The organism is Ruminococcus sp. 5_1_39BFAA, from assembly GCF_964240875.1.
Taxonomy (GTDB): domain Bacteria; phylum Bacillota; class Clostridia; order Lachnospirales; family Lachnospiraceae; genus Blautia_A.
In genome coordinates, this window is sequence record NZ_CAXSVO010000010.1 from 13654 (window position 1) to 32690 (window position 19037).

Consider the following 19037-nt stretch of genomic DNA (forward strand, 5'->3'; position numbering starts at 1 on the left):
TTTTGCAGGGGTATCTATAAATATTTAATTATTTCGAAAGGAGAGAGCGTATGCACAAGTGGAATGTTTTAAGAAGAACAGCGCCATTTGTTCTGAGCCTGGCAGTGGCAGCATCCGGTATGCCCGTCACAGCACTGGCGGAAGAGGCGTTTGTAGATGAAGTGGCGGTTGAGGAAACCGCCGATATGTCTGAGGAAGAAGAGATTGCATCAGACGAAAATGTATCAGGGGAATATGCTTCGGCAGATGAGACAGTATTTGGAGACGGCTTTGATGACGGAGAGGCGGTTGACGACGGATTTTATACAGAAGAGGAAGCGTTTGACGAAACCGCTGTTTTTACAGGAGAGGAGGAAGCCGATGCCGCAGAGGAAGAAACAGCAGCTCCTGTGACAGAGGGGACAGTAGAAGTAGCAGGCGAATCCTATGCCTGGAAAAAATTAGCTGAAGATGCTGACAAGACAGGATTCGTACAGATCGGAGAAACCGGCGTATACTATCAGGCGGATGCGGCAGTTCTGGATGAGCTTGCAGCAGCAACCTATTATGGAAAGGGTACCCTGAATTATACAGAATTTTATACAGGTGATACTTCCAAAGAATCCTATGATGCACTTACATCCGCTACTAACAGCAAGTTTGGCATGTTCCCGAATGAAGACATCTCTGAGGTGACAGAAGCGGGCTATACGATTTATGGTGTAAAGAACGTAAATGTTGCAGTGAATGCTAAGGAATATGTGGAAGCACAGATTCTGAAAGCAGCAAGCAGCGTTCCGGAAGCAGGAGTTTATGCAGAGGCAGCAGGAATCGTATTAAATGAGGATGCAGCCGCAGAGACAAAGCAGTATAAGACTCTGAAGAGCGATGGAACCTATACAGCAATGAAAGCGAACGTGGCAGCAACTGTGACAGACGCAGAAGCAACATTGCTGACAAGCTCACGCTGGGGCGATTATGTGATTGAAGTGAAAGAAACCAGCACGAACAATCTTCGTAACAGCAGAGACGATAATTTTAATGTAAACTCTCAGATCCAGGGCGTTATCCTTGAAGCAACGGATGGAACCAGCGTTGGACTGCGCTATATGTACGAAATCTGGGTGCAGTCATACGAAGTGGCATTTCCTAAGGACTTAGGACTGGAAGGAAAGACCATTTCCAGGATCAAATACATCATGCCTGACAGCACCTATGTATATGAGTTTGAAGAGGGAATTTATGTAAAACAGCAGCCGACAGAGGAAATGAAGATCAGCGCAGAATTTACAAACAAAAATACTGTAACCGTAGGCGGACTTGATGGACTTGAAAACCCGAAGGTATCTGTATACTATGTAACAGGCTCTGGAAGACAGAGCGTGACAACTTATATGGCTCAGAATGTTGAGCCAGTGGACGGCAATGTTGTTTTTGCAGACGGTAAAATAGCAGAAGCGGGTAAAGAGTACACTGTAATGGTTACAAGCGATAATTACGCAGATATGACCACAAAGGTAACCCGCGCTGAGAGCGAAGAGTACAAATATGTGTACGCAGGGCTTACCTGGGCAGAATACTGGGCAAGTGAGGGTGTTCTCAATGGAGGAAGTACAGAGGCAAGTACAGTGGTTGATGGAAAGGGTGAGACTGACAAGGGCGCTTTTGATGCTGTGACAAGAGCTACCTGGACGCATGGTTTCCACAGAGGAAGTTTCCAGTGTATTGCAGTCATTTATGATACGGACGGTAATCAGTATGCAGTACAAAGCTGGAGCGGAAGGAATACCGCCGTTCTTTCTGACGGCACCACCATCACCGTAAGCGGTAAAAACATTACGGATGCCAACGGCTCAGCACGCACTATGGATCACTATGAAGTATTGGGAATCAAATACGTTCCGGTAAAAGTAAGCGCAGATGATTATGAGGACTTCAAAACACAGTATGTCGTTGTGGAAAACGATAGCGCCGTATCCGGCGGTTACGGTGAGAATCAGTTACAGAGTTATACCGCTACTGCTGCCGTTACAGAAAATACCAACGGCTTAAAGACAGCAATACAGAGAGAAAACGGAAGCTTCACCTTCTCAGCGAGAGAAAACGGAGCTGATTCTGGTCTGAAGGATGTGTCTCAGAAAACAGCATCCAATATTACCGTTACAGTAAAAGAGGCATCCGGAAGCTATGGTGAATTCCTGAGAGTAGACCTTACAGGTGACGGATACGGTGATCTTGGCGCGAATATGCAGGCAGTGCGCTGGGATTACTACGGAGCTGATAGCTCATATAGCACTTGCCTGCAGTCATTCGGAACAAAATTCGCAGCAGATAACTGGATGCACAAATCAAACGGAATCCAGCTTGGTCTGACAGAGTCCCTGCGCTGCCAGCTTCCAAATGGAACAGATGGAACAGGCTTCTGGAAAATCACCATATATGCACTGGGATATGCAGATTATAGCTTTACTATTGAAGCATCCAGCGACAACGTTGTAACAGAAGGAAAGGTTACAGGAAGTGCGGAAGAACTGCAGGCGGCTATCAATAAGGCATCTGCACTGGTTCAGAGCGAATATACACCGGAGTCCTGGGCAAATATGATCAGCGAGCTGGAAGAAGCAAAAGAAGAGCTTGCAGCGCAGCATTCCCTGGCAGCAATCAAGGAAGCAACTAATCATCTGAATCAGGCAATTGCTGAGCTGGTAAAGGTTGTAGTACCAGATCCTGTACCAACCGTAGTACCGGAACCAACAACAGCACCGCTACCTACCATCAGCCCGGAACCGACAGCAACCGCAACACCTACCCCTACGCCTACTCCGGCTCCTTCATTGAAACTGGAAAAGAAATCTGTAGCTATTTATACAAAGGGAACAACCAGGTATACCATCAAGCCAATCCTTACAGGAATCAGCGGCAAGGTAACATATACCAGCAGCAACAAGAAGGTTGCAACCGTAAGCTCTAAGGGAGTGGTTACTGCCAAGAAGAAAGGCACAGCAAAGATTACCGTAAAATGCGGAACCTATAAGGCAACCCTTAAGGTTACAGTAAAGAATCCGACCTTAAAGCTGAAGAAAGCTTCTGCAACCATTAAGGCTAAGAAGAAAGTTACCATCCAGGCAACTGCAAAGCCAGCCGGAAAGATCACTTACAAGTCCAGCAATAAGAAGGTTGCAACTGTAACCTCCAAGGGAGTTGTAAAGGGTGTCAGAAAAGGAACTGCAACCATTACCGTGAAGTGCAACGGTGTTACGAAGAAATTCAAGGTAAAAGTAAAGTAACATGAGCAATAAATTCAGCCATTGGGGAAAACTTGCTCCGGCAGCCGTTGTGGCGGCAGCACTTCTGATCTCAGAAGGAAGCACCGGGGCAGGTGCCGCAAAAGAAAAGTCTGTGACAGAGCCGGTAACGTCTGAAAGGCTGATGGAATTTCTTGCCATCGGGACAAAGACCGATATGGCAGGAGAGGCTGAGATGCAGGCGAAAACGGAGACGGCATCCGCCAAAACGAAAAAAAGTACCATCAAGAAAGCAAGTCATACCCGGTCAGCATCATCCACCGGGAGCAGTACAGGTGCAGCAGGGCTGGGAACGGTCAGCACTCCGGTAGCGGAAGTGCCGAAGGATGGATATAAGGACGGGACCTATACGGGGAGCGGGACAGGCTTTGGCGGAACCATTACAGTCCAGGTTACGGTGAAGGATCAGAAGATCGCATCCGTTTCCATTGTGAGTGCGCCCGGCGAGACAGGCAGTTATCTGGCAAGAGCACAGGGTGTTATTGATCAGGTGATTTCCCGCCAGACACCAAATGTGGATGCGGTAAGCGGAGCCACTTACTCGTCCAATGGAATCATACAGGCGATTCAAAGCGCGCTGGCAGACGCCGGGGCATCGGGAACCAGCGATGATACGGAGAGCATGATCGCAGGTCCTGCAAAGCACGGGGCTGTGAGAAGTGTTTTCGGAGAAAAACAGGAGGACGGCAGTGCCAACGGGCTGAAGGACGGTACATACACAGGAACCGGAAAGGGCTTTGGAGGTAATGTGACGGTCACGATAGAGATCGAGGGCGGCGTTATAAAATCGATTACGCCCAGTCATCAGGATACGCCAAACTTTTTCAATAAAGCCTGGGAAGCGCTGCAGCCAAAGCTGTTGAATGCAAAATCGACAGAGGGCATTGACACGGTGAGCGGGGCGACCTTTTCTTCAGTTGGTATTCTGGATGCAGTGCAGAGCGCCTTGAATCAGGCGCAGGAAAAGAGTAATGGCGGCGGTCAGGCGTCGCAGGGTGGTACAGGTGAGACACCCGTGCCGTCTCCTACGGCAGCACCGGATCCGTCAGGCGAACCAACGGCGATACCGGATACGAATGTAACACCGGAACCGATCGTGTCGCCGGAGCCTACTGCGCCGCCGGACGGTACGGTAACGCCGGAGCCTGTTGTGCCGCCGGACAATACGGTAACGCCGGAGCCCACTGTTGTGCCAGAACCAACCGTAACACCAGAACCGGCAGGCATATACCGGGATGGGGTATATACAGGTTCTGATTATGGATTCAACGATCTGGTAACCGTAACAGTTACGATCTCAGGAGGTCAGATCGTCGCTCTTACCCAGAGCAATAACGATTCCCGCGAGTTTTTTGATCCGGCATGGAATATGATCAGTGCACAGATCCTGAGCATTCAGTCTGCAGATGGGATTGATACGGTAAGTGGAGCAACCTACTCCTCAGAGGGAATTTTGAATGCAGTGCAAAGTGCACTGGCACAGGCTAAAAACTAAAAATAGCTGAGCCGCAGAGCGAAGCTACTTGCCGTAGTAAGCGCCCCGCAGCAGCGGGGCGCTTTTATATCGACAATATGTATGCAATGACCTCAAACACCCCACACAAAAGCATGACGACAATAGGACTCCACTTTAATCTGCGCAGCATTACAAGTCCAGCGGTAAAATAGACCACCATGCGCAGAGAAATATTGGCGCGGGCCAGGGAGATGATGCCGCCTGCGAAAAAAGAGGAAACCAGGATGGAGACACCAGCTTTGGCGATCATGGCAACCACAGCAGGACGCAGCGCGGTAAGGGTACGCTGCAGGATGGTCATGCTGCGGTATTTTGTATAAATATAGGCCAACAGGGTAACAAAAATGCAGGACGGAAGAATACAGCCGAGAGTTGCGGCAATAGCACCTGCCGGACCTGCAACCTGTGTGCCTACAAAAGTCGCAGCATTTACAGCAATGGGCCCCGGGGTCATTTCTGCGATGGTGACCAGGTTTCCAAAAGAATTCATAGTAAGCCAGGAGTGCTGTACCACCACCTGTTCCTGGATCAGCGGCATAGCGGCATAGCCCCCGCCGAAGCTGAAGCATCCAATTTGAAGAAAGCTTAGAAACAATTGCAGATAGATCATGCGCCCTTCTTCCTCCTCTCTGATACAATGGTGCGGCATGCACCGAATATAGCCACAGCGATAATGATATAAACGACATTGACATTATAAAAATAAGAAAGAATAAAGCTCAAAATCATGATCAGGATAGAAATCCAGTCTTTCCCTTTTACGATGTTGCTTCCCATATCATAAACAACGGAAATGATCACTGCGCCTACGCCCGCCATCATACCATTCAACATGGCAGAAACATAAGGATTGGTGATAAAAATATCATAGATAACGGAAATCAGGGATAAAACCACCATGGGAGGGATAATAGCGCCCAGTACGGAAACAAGCACTCCCGGAATGCCTCCAAGCTTATAGCCCACTACGATCGCACCGTTTACGGCGATCGCCCCGGGAGAGGATTGGGCGATGGCAACCAGGTCCAGCATTTCTTCCTCATCGATCCAATGGTATTGATCTACAAACTTGTCCTTCAACAGTGTTACAATGACATATCCGCCGCCGAAGGTGAAAGCACTGAGATACAGTGTGGAAAAAAACAGTTTCCTCAGAACTGTGGATCTTTTTTCTTTCATAATAAGTCCTCCTTTGGATGTAGTATATATGTTTTTTATTTATATTGCAATGTTGAGAAAAATCCTCAATTGCTGCCATATCTTTTTTGGACAAAAAGATGTAATATAGATTAAGGTTAGTTGAACCTAACGAATAGCGGCGGAAAACCGACAATTGGTCATTTGGGAGGAGATAATATGTTTCTGGAAATAAAAGATTTAAGGAAAAGCTTCGGTACAGGCAATAACCGGGTGGAGGTACTGAAGGGAATTGATTTTTCTATAGAAAAAGGCGAAATCTGCGTGCTTCTGGGACCATCCGGCTCAGGGAAATCCACGCTTTTGAACATCATCGGTGGAATTGACGAGGCCGATGAAGGATATATTTCCATCAATGGGGAAAAGACAGCGGATATGAATGAGAAATCTCTGACCAGATATCGCCGCAGGCATTTGGGATACGTATTTCAAATGTACAACCTGATCCCCAATCTGAATGTAAAGGAAAATATAGAAGTAGGTGCTTATTTAAGCGAAAAAGCATTGGATATTGACGAACTGATGAAAACGCTGGGACTTTATGAGCACAGGCATAAGCTTCCCAACCAGCTCTCCGGCGGACAGCAGCAGAGAACTGCCATTGGTCGCGCAATTGTGAAAAATCCGGATATTCTTCTCTGCGATGAGCCTACAGGAGCGCTCGACTACAAAACCTCCAAGGAGATTTTGAAGCTTATAGAGGAGGTCAATCGCAAATACGGAAATACCGTGATCATGGTAACCCATAATGATGCCATCAAAAACATGGCCGACCGGGTGGTGAAGCTCCGTGACGGGGAAATCCGGAAAAACTATGTGAATGACAGCAAAACCGCCGCAGGCGATCTGGAATGGTAAGGCGGTGATATGATGAGAAATCCATTATTTAAGCGGCTTCCCAGGGAATTTAGGGGAGACTTTGGAAAATATCTGGTAATCTTTCTGTTTATGGCAGCGACCATTGGCTTTATATCCGGTTTTTTGGTGGCAGACGGCAGTATGATCCAGGCTTATAATGAGGGCTTTGAAAAATATAACATAGAAGATGGAAATTTCACGCTTTCCGCTCAGGCGAGCGACAATGAGCTGGAGCGTCTTGAAAAAGAAGGCGTGACGGTTTATGAGGATTTTTTTCTGGAGGATTCCGTGGATACGGACCTGGACGGAAAAGAGGACGGCACTATACGTATTTTTAAAAACAGGGAAGAAATAAACCTGGTGTGCCTGATGGAAGGAGCCATGCCGGAGGCGGAGGATGAGGTCGCGATCGATCGTATGTATGCGGACAATAACGGACTGAATCCGGGGGACACTGTTATGGCGGGAAACAAAGAATTGAAGATCAGCGGCCTGGTAGCGCTTCCGGATTATAGCTGCCTCTTTTCCGATAACAGTGATATGATGTTTGACGCGGTGAAATTCGGGGTTGCCATAATGTCGGAGGGCGGCTTTGAGGCTATGGGAAGCAGGCATATGAATTATCGCTATGCCTGGATTTACGATGAAGCACCGGAAAGTGAACAGGAGGAGAAAGAAAAGTCCGAGGATTTTATGAAGGTGCTGGCCAGAAATAAGACACTTAAGGATTTTATTCCCTGCTATCTGAACCAGGCGATCCAGTTTACAGGGGAGGATATGGGCAGTGATAAAGCGATGATGGAGGTGCTTTTATATATCCTGATCGTGATCATGGCATTTGTGTTTGCTGTCACCACCAATAACACCATTACAAAGGAAGCCTCCGTGATCGGTACGCTGCGTGCTTCGGGCTATACGAGAGGAGAGCTTCTGGGACACTACATTTCATTGCCTATACTGGTAACGCTCCTGGCTGCTGTAGTGGGAAATATTCTTGGCTACACGGTATTTAAGGATATCTGCGCAGGGATGTATTACGGAAGCTACAGTCTGCCTACCTATGAGACGCGGTGGAACGCGGAAGCGTTTTTCATGACTACAGTGGTTCCGTTGGTGCTGATGGCAGTGATCAATCTGTTTCTGATCTCCAGAAAGCTGAAGCTTTCACCTTTGAAGTTTTTGCGGCATGACCTGAGCCGTTCTAATAAGAAAAGAGCAGTAAGGCTTCCTGGATTTAAGTTTTTTAACAGGTTCCGTCTGAGAATCATTTTGCAGAATAAGTCCAGCTATTTCACTTTGTTTGTGGGCATCGTGTTTGCCAATGTGCTGCTCCTTTTCGGAATGATGATGTCACCGCTGCTTTCCCATTATCAGGAGGAAACAGTGGAAAATATGCTTGCGGATTATCAGTATATCCTCAATGTACCGGAGGAGGTAAAAGAGGAGGATGCCAATACCTTGCTGGGAATGCTTCAAAAGCTGTTGACACCCTCCCTGGAGACAGCAAACGAAACGGCAGAGAAATTCTGCGCAGAATCCCTTAAAAATGTGCCGGATAACCGGGAAGGTGAATCTGTGATGGTCTACGGGATCGCAGAGGACAGCCGGTATGTGAAGGTTGATTTTCCGGAAGAAGGCGTTTGTGTTTCAGAGGGCTATCTGGAGAAATACGGCTTAAAGACAGGGGACACCATTACTCTGAAAGAGCCTTACGGGGACAAAGAATACCAGTTTACCATAGGGGGAACCTATCATTATCCGGCAGCGATCGCCGTGTTTATGCCAATGGATGAGTTCCGCAGCGTTTTTGAAAAAGGGCCGGACTATTTCAACGGTTATTTTGCCCAGGAGGAAATCGATGATATTTACGAGAGCTACATCGCAGCGACAATTACAGAGGACGACCTTACAAAGATTTCCAGGCAGCTTGACGTGTCGATGGGGAATATGTTTGTGATGGTGAATGTCTTTGCAATCGTGCTGTTTGCGCTGCTCATCTATCTGCTGACAAAGATCATTATTGAGAAAAATGCCACTTCCATTTCCATGGTAAAGATATTGGGATATGAAAACAGGGAGATCATCAGTCTTTACCTTACCGCCACTACCTGGGTGGTGGTGCTGTCCATCGGACTGAGTTTACTGATCGCCACAGCCGTGATCAAGGTGATCTATGTGTTTATGATGGCGGAATTCAGCGGCTGGCTGACCTTTTATATCAAGCCTGCTATCTATCCGGAAATGTGTATCATGGGATTTCTTGCCTATCTTCTGGTAGCCATAATGCAGTTCAGAAGGATTAAAAAAATCCCAATGGATGAAGCTCTGAAAAATGTGGAGTAGTAAGTCTTGACAATCAGGGGTAAATAGTGGTACTTTTGTACCGATACAATTTACTGAAACAAGGATTACAAATACAGAAGTGGGCGAGGTATGAACATGCAGGAATTGAAGCCAATTAAAGAAGGTAAGGTACGCGAGATTTATGACAATGGAGACAGCCTGATCATGGTTGCAACAGACCGCATCAGTTGTTTCGACGTGATTCTGAAGAACGAGGTAACCAAAAAAGGTACTGTACTGACTCAGATGTCCAAATTCTGGTTTGACATGACACAGGATATTCTGCCGAACCATATGATTTCCACAGATGTAAAGGATATGCCGGAGTTTTTCCAGCAGGAAAAATTTGACGGAAACAGCATGATGTGCAGAAAACTGGAAATGCTTCCGGTAGAGTGTATTGTGCGGGGATATATTACAGGAAGCGGCTGGGCAAGCTATGAAAAGACAGGAAAGGTTTGCGGCATCCAGCTTCCGGAGGGCTTAAAGGAATCCGACAAGCTGCCTGAGCCGATTTACACACCATCTACAAAGGCTGAGATCGGTGATCATGACGAAAACATTTCCTTTGAGCAGAGTGTTGCACATTTGGAGAAATACTATCCTGGCAAGGGACAGGAATACGCTGAGAAGCTTCGCGACTATACTATTGCGTTGTACAAAAAATGCGCAGAGTATGCACTGAGCAAAGGCATTATCATTGCAGACACCAAATTTGAGTTCGGTCTGGATGAAAACGGAAACATCACCCTTGGCGATGAGATGCTGACACCGGACAGCTCCCGTTTCTGGCCGGCAGACGGATACGAGGCAGGACATGGACAGCCGTCCTTTGACAAACAGTTTGCCCGCGACTGGCTGAAAGCCAACCCGGATAACAACTGGACGCTGCCAGAGGATATTGTAGAAAAAACGATTGAAAAATATCTTCAGGGCTATGAAATGCTGACAGGAGAGAAACTGGCATAATAAAAACGCTGATAAGGAGAAATCGGAATACGGTTTCTCCTTTTTCGGATAAAAGCATCAGATAGGAAAGGAGCGATTACGATGGATTACGCAAAAGAATCTTTAAAAATGCACTATGAATTAAAGGGAAAGCTGGAAGTGGTTTCCAGAGCTGCGGTAGATTCAAAAGAAGCCTTAAGCCTTGCATACACACCGGGTGTTGCACAGCCATGTCTGGAAATCCAGAAGGACGTTAATAAAAGCTATGAGCTTACAAGACGCTGGAATACGGTTGCCGTAGTGACGGACGGAACGGCTGTGCTGGGTCTTGGGGATATCGGCCCGGAGGCGGGTATGCCTGTAATGGAAGGAAAATGTGTCCTGTTCAAGGAATTCGGCGGTGTGGATGCCATTCCGTTATGCGTCCGCAGCAAAGATGTGGATGAGATCGTCCAGACAGTTCGTTTGCTGGCTGGCAGCTTCGGCGGGGTAAATCTGGAGGATATTTCCGCACCGAGATGCTTTGAAATTGAGAAAAAACTGAAGGAATGCTGCGATATCCCTATTTTCCACGATGACCAGCACGGAACAGCCGTGATCACTCTGGCAGGACTGATCAATGCACTGAAGGTAGTGGGAAAAAAGATCGAGGATATCAAGATCGTCACCTCCGGCGCAGGGGCAGCAGGAATCGCCATCATCCGGCTTCTCATTTCCATGGGTCTGAAAAATGTGATCATGACAGACCGCAAGGGCGCCATTTACGAGGGGCGTGAAGGACTGAATCCCATTAAAGAGGAGATGGCAAAGATCACGAATGCTGCTCATGAAAAGGGTACCCTGAAAGAAGTGATTCAGGGTGCAGATGTATTTATCGGCGTTTCGGCTCCCGGAACCCTTACCGCGGATATGGTGCGTACCATGGCAAAGGACCCGATCATCTTTGCATGTGCCAACCCCACACCGGAAATCTTCCCGGATGAGGCAAAGGCAGCAGGTGCAGCCGTAGTTTCCACAGGCCGTTCCGACTACCCGAATCAGGTAAACAACGTGCTGTGTTTCCCGGGAATCTTCCGTGGCGCACTGGATGTGCGGGCTTCTGATATCAATGACGAGATGAAGATTGCCGCCGCTCATGCCATCGCAGGGCTGGTAAGCGACGAGGAGCTGTGCGCAGATTACATCCTCCCGGCAGCTTTTGATCCGAGAGTAAGAGACGCCGTGGCAAAAGCCACCGCTGATGCTGCTGTTAAGAGCGGCGTAGCCAGAATCTAGTGCATAAAGTATAAATGTCTGCAGGACGGCTGTCTGAGCTGTCCTGCATTTTCATATATAGCAGATGGAAGAGAGAATATGGAGAAAACAATATTGCTCATAGAAGATGACAGAGGCCTGCGGACGGGGATCGCTTTTGCGTTCCGGCAGGATGGATACGAGATTCTGGAAGCCGGTTCCGGGGAAAGGGGGTATGAGATCTTCCAGCAGGTAAAGCCGGATGGGATCCTGCTGGATCTGAACCTGCCGGATATGGATGGGATCGGGTTTTGTGCGAAGATCCGAGAGATATCCGATATCCCCATTCTCATGCTGACTGCCAGGGATATGGAGACAGATGAGATACTTGGGCTTTCCAGCGGGGCGGACGATTATATGACAAAGCCTTTTTCCGTGGCGGTACTGAAGCTGCGGATGAAAAAGCTGATGAAGCGAAAGCAGCCGGGCGCGGGAGCTCTGCCTGCAGCTTCAGGGGGAAGCGGCTATGCCGGGGATGTTCTCTGCTCCGGGGAAATCCGTCTGAACCCATCCCTTGTGAAAATATGGAAAAATGAGGAGGAGCTGGAGTGCAGCGTGACGGAATACAAGATCCTGAAATTTTTCCTGGAAAATAAAAACCAGGTGCTGACACAAAATCAGATTCTGGATGCTGTGTGGGACAGCGAGGGGAAATTTGTCAGCGCCAATACGCTGCAGGTAAACATCGGCAGACTGCGCAAAAAAATTGAGACAAACCCCTCAAGACCCATTTATCTCAAAACCATACATGGAATCGGATATTTATGGGAGGATAAGGGATGAGGGAAGGGATTTGGCAGTGGGGACTGATCGGGATCACGGTCATCTGCCTTTTACTCTGTGCAGGGATGTTCCTGTATTACAGGCGCAATTTAAAGAATATAGCGGGAATCCTGGATCAATATGAAAAGGAGGGCAGAGTCAGGGAGGAGGAATGGAAGGATACCATGGAATCCAAGATCATCCACCAGCTCTGCCGTGTGCTGGCGCGGGCGGATCGCCAGAAGGAAAAGGCGGGGGAAGAAAAAAATGAGATTGCGGTGCTCCTCTCCGACATTTCCCATCAGTTAAAGACGCCCCTGGCAAATATCCTGCTGAACACAGAGCTTCTCAAGGACGGAAATCTTACCGTTGATGAGCAGAAAATGTTTCTGGAGCGGAACGAGGAGCAGGCAAAGAAGATGCAGTGGCTTATGAAAACCCTGGTGAAGGCTTCAAGGCTGGAACAGGGAGTTTTTGTTTTTGAAAGCAGCCCGGCACCCTTAAAGGAAACGCTGGCAAAGAGTATCGGCGCTGTTTATGCCCAGGCAAGGGAAAAAAGCATTGCAGTGGAAACCGGAGATTTTGAGGAATATATGCCATGCCACAACCCGAAATGGACGGCGGAAGCAATTGGCAATATCCTGGAGAATGCTGTGAAATACTCCCCTGCCGGAAGCAGGATTTTTATTGAGGTGGAGCCGTTGGAAATCTATACAAAGGTAAGGATCACAGACCAGGGTCCAGGAATACCAAAGTCCGAATACAACGACATATTTAAGCGATTTTACAGGGGCAAACAGATGGAACAGGAGGAGGGAAACGGTCTGGGATTGTACCTGGCACAGCTTATTCTACGCTGCGAAAAAGGATACGTAACAGTCGGCCCGGGGGAAAACGGGGGAAGCTGTTTCTCTGTTTTCCTTCTGAATTCCTGATGCGTTCTCCACGACACTCATGGCAAATCTGACAAAATTGTCAGGAAATTTTTTCGGATATGTCAGGGCCATGTCAGATATTCCTGATATGCTGTTATCATAGCCAGGGGGACGGAACATCCCCTTAGGGCAGGATCAAGGAGGAACGAGCATATGGAAATATTAAAGACGGAAAATCTGAAGAAATATTATGGAAAAGATGAGAGTCTGGTAAAGGCTCTGGACGGAGTGGAGCTGTCTGTGGAGGAGGGAGAGTTTGTAGCCGTAGTGGGAACATCGGGAAGCGGAAAGTCCACACTCCTCCATATGCTGGGCGGGCTGGACTATCCCACAGAAGGGTGTGTGAAGGTCCGCGGAAAGGACATTTTCAAGCTGAATGAGACAGACCTGACTGTTTTCCGAAGAAGAAACATTGGATTTGTTTTTCAGAGCTATAATCTGGTGCCTGTTTTAAATGTCTATGAAAATGTCGTGATGCCTGTAGAACTGGACGGCAGAGAGCCGGATAAAGATTATGTGGAGGAGATTCTGAAGACACTGGGAATTGCAGGAAAGCGCTACAGCCTTCCCAGTCAGCTTTCCGGCGGACAGCAGCAGAGGGTGGCGATAGCCCGTGCGCTTGCTGCGAAACCGGACATCCTTTTGGCGGATGAGCCTACGGGAAACCTGGATTCCAAAACCTCCCAGGAGGTTATGGGGCTTTTGAAGCTTTCCAATTCCAGATTCGGGCAGACCATTGTGATGATCACCCATTCTGAGGAGCTGGCCCAGCTTTGCGACAGGATCATCCGCATTGAGGACGGAAGGATCGTGGGCAGCAGGGGGTGGCATTATGCGGAATAATAATCAGAAGGTCATCCGGAGAATCTCAGACAGGAGTATGAAGAATAACAGGATGCGGAATCGGTTTGCCATGCTGGCGATCTGTCTGACCAGCCTGTTGTTCACAACGATTTTTTCCATGGGGATCGGCATGGTTCAGGTGTTTCAGGAGCAGACCATGAGGGAAGTGGGAGGCAGGTTTCATGCGGGCCTAAAGCACGTTACCATGGAGCAGTATGAAAAGATCACCGACAATCCGCTGGTGGTATCATCGTCCTATAATATCCTGTTGGGAATGGCGGATAACCTGAAAAAGCGTCAGGGTGAGATCCGTTATGCGGAAGACGAAACGGAGCTGGAAAACGCTTTTATTTCTCTGAAAGAAGGCGGTCTTCCGGAAAAAGAGGATGATCTCATTGCAGATACCATTACTTTAAAAGAATTAAAAGTCCCGGCAAAGGTGGGAGAAAAGGTGCCGCTGGAATTTTCCTTTCAGGGGCAGGAGATTAAAAAGGAATTTACACTCTGCGGCTGGTATGAGGGCAGCGAGATTTCCCACGCAAGCGAACTGTATGTCTCAAAGGCTTATTGGGAGAAGCTGCGGGGAGACAGGACAGATGAGGATTTTGCAGAATGGTATGACGGTCATCCCGATGCTGTAGGAGCCGGACTGGTAAACGGCAATCTGTTTTTTGAAAATGACAGGAATATCGAAGAGAATGTGCGCCAGTGTATCACGGAGGCAGGATACAGCCCTGAGGGAGATACCTCCATTGCACAGGGAGATGTGGCAGTGCAATATGGTGTAAACTGGGCGTACATGTCAAACAGAATGGAAAGTATTGACCCGTCTACCCTGCTGCTTTTGGGATCACTTTTATTTATCATCGTTGTGACGGGTTATCTGATCATTTATAATATTTTTCAGATTTCGATTTTAAAGGAAATCAGCTTTTATGGTCTGTTAAAAACCATCGGAACAACAAAGAAACAGCTCCGCAGGCTGATCTACCGTCAGGCTTGGAAGCTTTCCGCTGTGGGAATCCCAGTGGGTCTGCTTCTGGGATATTTTGCAGGGCAGTTTCTGATGCCCTACCTGATACGGATGAGCAACTATGAGATGACCGGGGGATTTCGGTTCAGTCCATGGATATTTGTATTCGGAGGTGCATTTTCTTTCTTTACCGTGCTGATCAGTTGCCGGAAGCCGGCTAAAATAGCAGGTTCAGTATCGCCCATAGAGGCGGTGCGCTATACGGAGGGAAGCACAGGAAAAAGAAAAAAAGAGAAAAAATCAGATAAGGGAGCAAAAATCCGTCGGATGGCCCTGGCGAATCTGGGGAGAAACAGAAAGAAGACAGCCGTTGTCATTTTATCCATATCCTTAAGTGTGATTCTTTTGGAGCTGGTAGTGTCTGTTGTGGGAAGCTTCCGTATGGACGAATATATGGAAGACAGAATTGCAGGAGATTATATGGTGGGAAATGTGAATTTTACCAGAGCGTCTCCCGTGAGCTACGATTTTTCCATAGATGAAGAAATGATAGAGGGCGCTGACGCCATGGATGGTGTGGAAGAGACAGAGGAGGTCTGGACTCAGGATTTTGTGGACCATAGCTTGTCGAAGGAAGGCAGAGAGCGTTTTGCACAGTTTTTCCAGGAAGGAAAGCTGGAAACCGATCCTCTGTATTTTGGAGGAGGACAGGAGAGCGTTGATAAGATCATCAGAGAGGTCATCGGAGGGGAAGAGACGATCAGCGAAGCAAGATACGGCTATACGGAAAAGCTCCTGAAAAACCTTACTCCGGTAAAGGGAACCATTGATATGGAGAAATTTGCCACCGGGAAATATGTGTTGTTGGAGGAATGCAGATTTACGGATAATGGGGAAAGAGGCGACTGTCTTTATGAGCCGGGAGATAAGATCACATTAAGATTTCCTACAGAGGACACGGAGCAGATACTGGATTTGGATGAGAATGGGGAATATGTAGCGGATCATTTCAGCAATATGGAAGAAAAGGAATATGAGGTCATGGCTGTGGTAAGTCATATCCCGGATAGTATGAGCACACATTTTCACGGAGTGAATGAGCTTGTGACCGTTGTGCCTCTTGCGGATATTAAGGGTGTGCCTCATTCCAAGATGATCGCGAAATCCTATACGGTGAAGGAGGAATGCAAGGCAGCATTTGAGGAGTTCCTGAAATATTACACGGAAAATGTAAATGTCTCTATGGGATATCTTTCCAAAGGGATACTGGCGGATGAATTTTCCGGTATGATCGGCGGAATCTCTACAGTGGGATATGCGCTGTGCGGTGTGATCGCAGTGATCGGAATCCTGAATTTTGCCAATTCCATGTTTACCAGTATCCTTACCAGAAAACAGGAGCTTGCAGTGATGCAGAGTATCGGAATGACAAAGGGGCAGATCAGGACGATGATCCTGTGGGAGAGCGGCTATTATCTGCTGATATCTGGCTGTATCAGCATCGTGGCGGGAAGCCTGTTGGCGTATGTTGCCATAGGGGCACTGAATGGAGTGGTGAAGTGCTTTGACTATCAATATACGGCAGTGCCTTTTATCATTATGATCCCTGTTTTTGCAGTGATCTCCGTATTTATTTCTCTGGCAGCGTACAGCCAGACCCAGAAAATGAGCGTAGTGGAGCGGCTCCGTCACGAAGCATAGTCTGAAGACGTTCATATTCTTTTTGGAGCATTAAATAGCCGTCGTAAGTGATGATATAGGACTTACGGCGGCCTTCTGCTGCTGTGAGACGGATGAGACCTGCCTGCTCGAATTTTGGCAGCATGGCGTAGAGGGTGCCGGGGCCTACCGTCACCCTTCCGTGGGAAAGATTTTCTACCTTATCCATGATGTCAACGCCGCAGCACTCCTCCAGAAGTGCCAGGAGAATATAGTACATTGGCTCTGTTAAGGTCTGAAATTGTTCTCTTGCCATGGGTGCCTCCTTTCTGGCGGGGATTTGACTATGCTGCGGACAGCTTCACGGCGGCAGCCTTCATCTGCTCCGGGGTGAGGGGCTGGAGGGAATCCAGGACGATCATTTTGCCGGGGTAGACGATGTAATAATAGTGTAAAGTAGAGTAACTATGGAGGGCTTTTTCGCTGTTCCATTCTTTGGTGCAGTCCGTAGGTTTTTTGAGATTCTGGGTTTGGGCTTCCCACATTTTAGTCAGGAGCCATGGCCGCTGGGTTTCGTAAATACGGTAACAGACAATATCCGTAATGTGTTTTTCATCCTTTCCGGTATCCTGTGATTGAGAAACTGTACCGTAATTCAGGACATAGTATCGCTGCATCCCCAGAATACCGTGATTTTCTTCATATCTGGAACGAACAATGGGAGACTTCGTGGAAGCATAATCCTCTTTGAGAAGAGGAAAGCTTTCTGCCCGTGCCTGGTTTTCTGCCGCTGGCTGGGAGTCGGGATCCTTGTACAGGGATTCCTGGGCAAAGATCAGGATAAAAAACGCCGGAATAAATGCCATAACAATATACAGGGTGCGATCGTCCCTGGAAGGACGTTTCCATGTCCAGAATAAGCGGCAGAGACAGATGGTGATTACGTAAATGGTCAGATAGGCGGCATCGTTGAAATCACGGAAAAAGAGCAGGATAAAGAGAATGAAAGCAGTAAAAATAACATCGGACAGAAAGCCTATCCCATGGAGTCGTTTTAGAAAAGGATTTTTCGCACCATAAAATGGACGGATGCCCTGCCGGATAAGCTGTTTTTGCCTCCAAAAGCGCAAAATGAGGACAAGAAACCCTGCCATTCGGGCAAAAGGGTAGATCCAAAGGAGAATAAGAAGAGACAGGGAACCCTCAAAAAGCAGTTCATAGAGATTGTCACTCCTTTTGACGATCAACGAAATGTTCAGCCACAGGATCAGAAAGCATATCACGATATCTATACGGTAAAGCCAATATTCCGCCTTTTTGATATTAGAAAGCCGTTCCTCCTCCGTGACGATCTCTGGCGCGTTGGGCCTCTCCTGGCGGAAGATACAGAATTTTCTTTTGGCATCCACCAGCGCCCAGCCTGCCGCACGGCAGTATTCACTGTATTCCAGAGCCTCCCGCTCCGGTAAATAGTCGTAATTACTGGCATCCGGAAACACCTCCACGCGATAGCATACCTTTTGAGGCAGCCCCTTTTCAAACTCTAACCCCAGTTTCCATTGGGTAAAATGCCATCCTTTCATAGCCATATCCTGCAGCAGCTCTGCAAGATCATCACAATTTCTGTACCGGAAGCGGCGGTACAAAACTTTTTTGGTACCTTTTTCCTTACCCTTCATAGAGATGCCCCCTTTCCAATTATCGAGTATCGATATTGTTCTTGGTTTTATTATATTATCGAGTATCGATATTGTCAATATCATATTATCGTGGCTGCTATAATTCATGGTTAAGCTGCCTGATATTTCCTTATTGAGAAAAAATATCTAATAAAGTAGTTGACTGCTAATGGATATTAGAATATACTAACTGATGTAAGAAAACCGTAATAATAAGTAGGTAATCCTGAATAAAATAAGATATACCTACAGTTTTAAAGAAAAGAGGATAAAATGATGCCGTTATCTATGGTAAATGAAGGGGAAACAAACGTAATCAAAAAAATAGGTGGAAAAGAAGAAACCCGGAAATTCCTCGAAAATCTTGGCTTTGTAACAGGTGGAGTAGTCACTGTAGTAAGTGAAATCGGCGGAAACCTGATCGTAAATGTGAAGGACTCCCGAGTGGCTATCGGCAAAGACATGGCAAACAAAATTATGGTTTAATGGAAAGAAGGAGACTATTATGAAAACATTACGACAAGTTGCCGTTGGTCAGACTGTCACGGTAAAAAGGCTGAACGGGGAAGGACCTGTAAAGAGGCGCATTATGGATATGGGTATCACCAAAGGGGTAACCATTTATGTGAGAAAAGTAGCACCATTGGGAGATCCGGTTGAGGTAACCGTGAGGGATTATGAGCTGTCTTTGAGAAAAGCAGATGCAGAAATGATTGAGGTAGAGTAATTTTTTTATTTGAAGGTTAG

At 47.4% G+C, this 19037-nt stretch carries 16 protein-coding genes; 12 read left to right on the forward strand and 4 right to left on the reverse strand.

Going from position 1 to position 19037, the window contains the following annotated elements; translation table 11 throughout:
* The first annotated feature begins 50 nt into the window (after positions 1-50).
* Both ACESZH_RS12005 and ACESZH_RS12010 read left to right on the forward strand, forming a co-directional pair.
* The gene (locus tag ACESZH_RS12005; protein ID WP_373216384.1) at positions 51-3266 is read left to right on the forward strand and encodes a penicillin-binding Tp47 domain C-containing protein; all 3216 of its coding nucleotides are present in this window, start codon (positions 51-53) and stop codon (positions 3264-3266) included.
* Between the two features lies 1 nt (position 3267).
* A complete protein-coding gene (locus tag ACESZH_RS12010) occupies positions 3268-4779 on the forward strand; it encodes an FMN-binding protein (RefSeq protein ID WP_373216386.1) in 1512 nt (503 codons plus the stop codon).
* 64 nt (positions 4780-4843) lie between these two features.
* Here ACESZH_RS12010 and ACESZH_RS12015 read toward each other — a convergent pair whose 3' ends face one another.
* On the reverse strand, positions 4844-5410 hold the full coding sequence (locus ACESZH_RS12015; protein WP_373216389.1) for a chromate transporter: 567 nt from the start codon (positions 5408-5410) through the stop codon (positions 4844-4846).
* Positions 5407-5979 carry a chromate transporter gene (locus ACESZH_RS12020; protein WP_373216391.1) on the reverse strand — a complete coding sequence of 191 codons (573 nt, stop codon included), beginning with the start codon at positions 5977-5979 and terminating at the stop codon, positions 5407-5409. The genes ACESZH_RS12015 and ACESZH_RS12020 overlap by 4 nt, the downstream gene beginning before the upstream one ends.
* Before the next feature lie 177 nt (positions 5980-6156).
* Between ACESZH_RS12020 and ACESZH_RS12025 the strand changes: the two genes are divergently transcribed.
* The 8 genes from ACESZH_RS12025 to ACESZH_RS12060 all read left to right on the forward strand — a co-directional run bounded on the left by ACESZH_RS12025 (position 6157) and on the right by ACESZH_RS12060 (position 16653).
* Entirely contained in the window at positions 6157-6855 is a 699-nt protein-coding gene (locus ACESZH_RS12025) for an ABC transporter ATP-binding protein (protein ID WP_373216393.1), read from the forward strand.
* A 9-nt stretch (positions 6856-6864) separates the two neighbouring features.
* Positions 6865-9198, forward strand: a complete 2334-nt coding sequence (locus ACESZH_RS12030) for an ABC transporter permease (RefSeq protein WP_373216395.1) — start codon at positions 6865-6867, stop codon at positions 9196-9198.
* 96 nt (positions 9199-9294) lie between these two features.
* Positions 9295-10167: a phosphoribosylaminoimidazolesuccinocarboxamide synthase gene (locus ACESZH_RS12035; RefSeq protein ID WP_373216397.1), complete on the forward strand. Its 873-nt coding sequence runs from the start codon at positions 9295-9297 to the stop codon at positions 10165-10167.
* Between the two features lie 81 nt (positions 10168-10248).
* Positions 10249-11421 carry an NADP-dependent malic enzyme gene (locus tag ACESZH_RS12040; RefSeq protein WP_373216398.1) on the forward strand — a complete coding sequence of 391 codons (1173 nt, stop codon included), beginning with the start codon at positions 10249-10251 and terminating at the stop codon, positions 11419-11421.
* Positions 11422-11499: 78 nt separating this feature from the next.
* The gene (locus ACESZH_RS12045) at positions 11500-12222 is read left to right on the forward strand and encodes a response regulator transcription factor (RefSeq protein WP_373216400.1); all 723 of its coding nucleotides are present in this window, start codon (positions 11500-11502) and stop codon (positions 12220-12222) included.
* On the forward strand, positions 12219-13136 hold the full coding sequence (locus ACESZH_RS12050; protein ID WP_373216402.1) for a sensor histidine kinase: 918 nt from the start codon (positions 12219-12221) through the stop codon (positions 13134-13136). The genes ACESZH_RS12045 and ACESZH_RS12050 overlap by 4 nt, the downstream gene beginning before the upstream one ends.
* Before the next feature lie 153 nt (positions 13137-13289).
* The gene (locus ACESZH_RS12055; protein ID WP_373216404.1) at positions 13290-13979 is read left to right on the forward strand and encodes an ABC transporter ATP-binding protein; all 690 of its coding nucleotides are present in this window, start codon (positions 13290-13292) and stop codon (positions 13977-13979) included.
* Positions 13969-16653: an FtsX-like permease family protein gene (locus tag ACESZH_RS12060; protein WP_373216406.1), complete on the forward strand. Its 2685-nt coding sequence runs from the start codon at positions 13969-13971 to the stop codon at positions 16651-16653. The genes ACESZH_RS12055 and ACESZH_RS12060 overlap by 11 nt, the downstream gene beginning before the upstream one ends.
* Here ACESZH_RS12060 and ACESZH_RS12065 read toward each other — a convergent pair.
* Together ACESZH_RS12065 and ACESZH_RS12070 are read right to left on the reverse strand one after the other, a co-directional pair.
* Positions 16583-16927 (reverse strand): PadR family transcriptional regulator, encoded by a 345-nt coding sequence (locus ACESZH_RS12065; RefSeq protein ID WP_373216408.1) that lies wholly within the window; start codon positions 16925-16927, stop codon positions 16583-16585. The two genes, ACESZH_RS12060 and ACESZH_RS12065, sit on opposite strands and share 71 nt — an antisense overlap.
* Before the next feature lie 28 nt (positions 16928-16955).
* Positions 16956-18290, reverse strand: coding sequence for a DUF2812 domain-containing protein (locus ACESZH_RS12070; protein WP_373216410.1), 1335 nt, complete (start codon positions 18288-18290; stop codon positions 16956-16958).
* 273 nt (positions 18291-18563) lie between these two features.
* Here ACESZH_RS12070 and ACESZH_RS12075 point away from each other — a divergent pair, with 273 nt between their 5' ends.
* Complete coding sequence (locus tag ACESZH_RS12075; protein ID WP_373216412.1) at positions 18564-18776, forward strand: ferrous iron transport protein A; 213 nt, start codon at positions 18564-18566, stop codon at positions 18774-18776.
* A gap of 19 nt (positions 18777-18795) precedes the next feature.
* On the forward strand, positions 18796-19017 hold the full coding sequence (locus tag ACESZH_RS12080; RefSeq protein WP_373216413.1) for a ferrous iron transport protein A: 222 nt from the start codon (positions 18796-18798) through the stop codon (positions 19015-19017).
* The last annotated feature ends 20 nt before the right edge of the window (positions 19018-19037 follow it).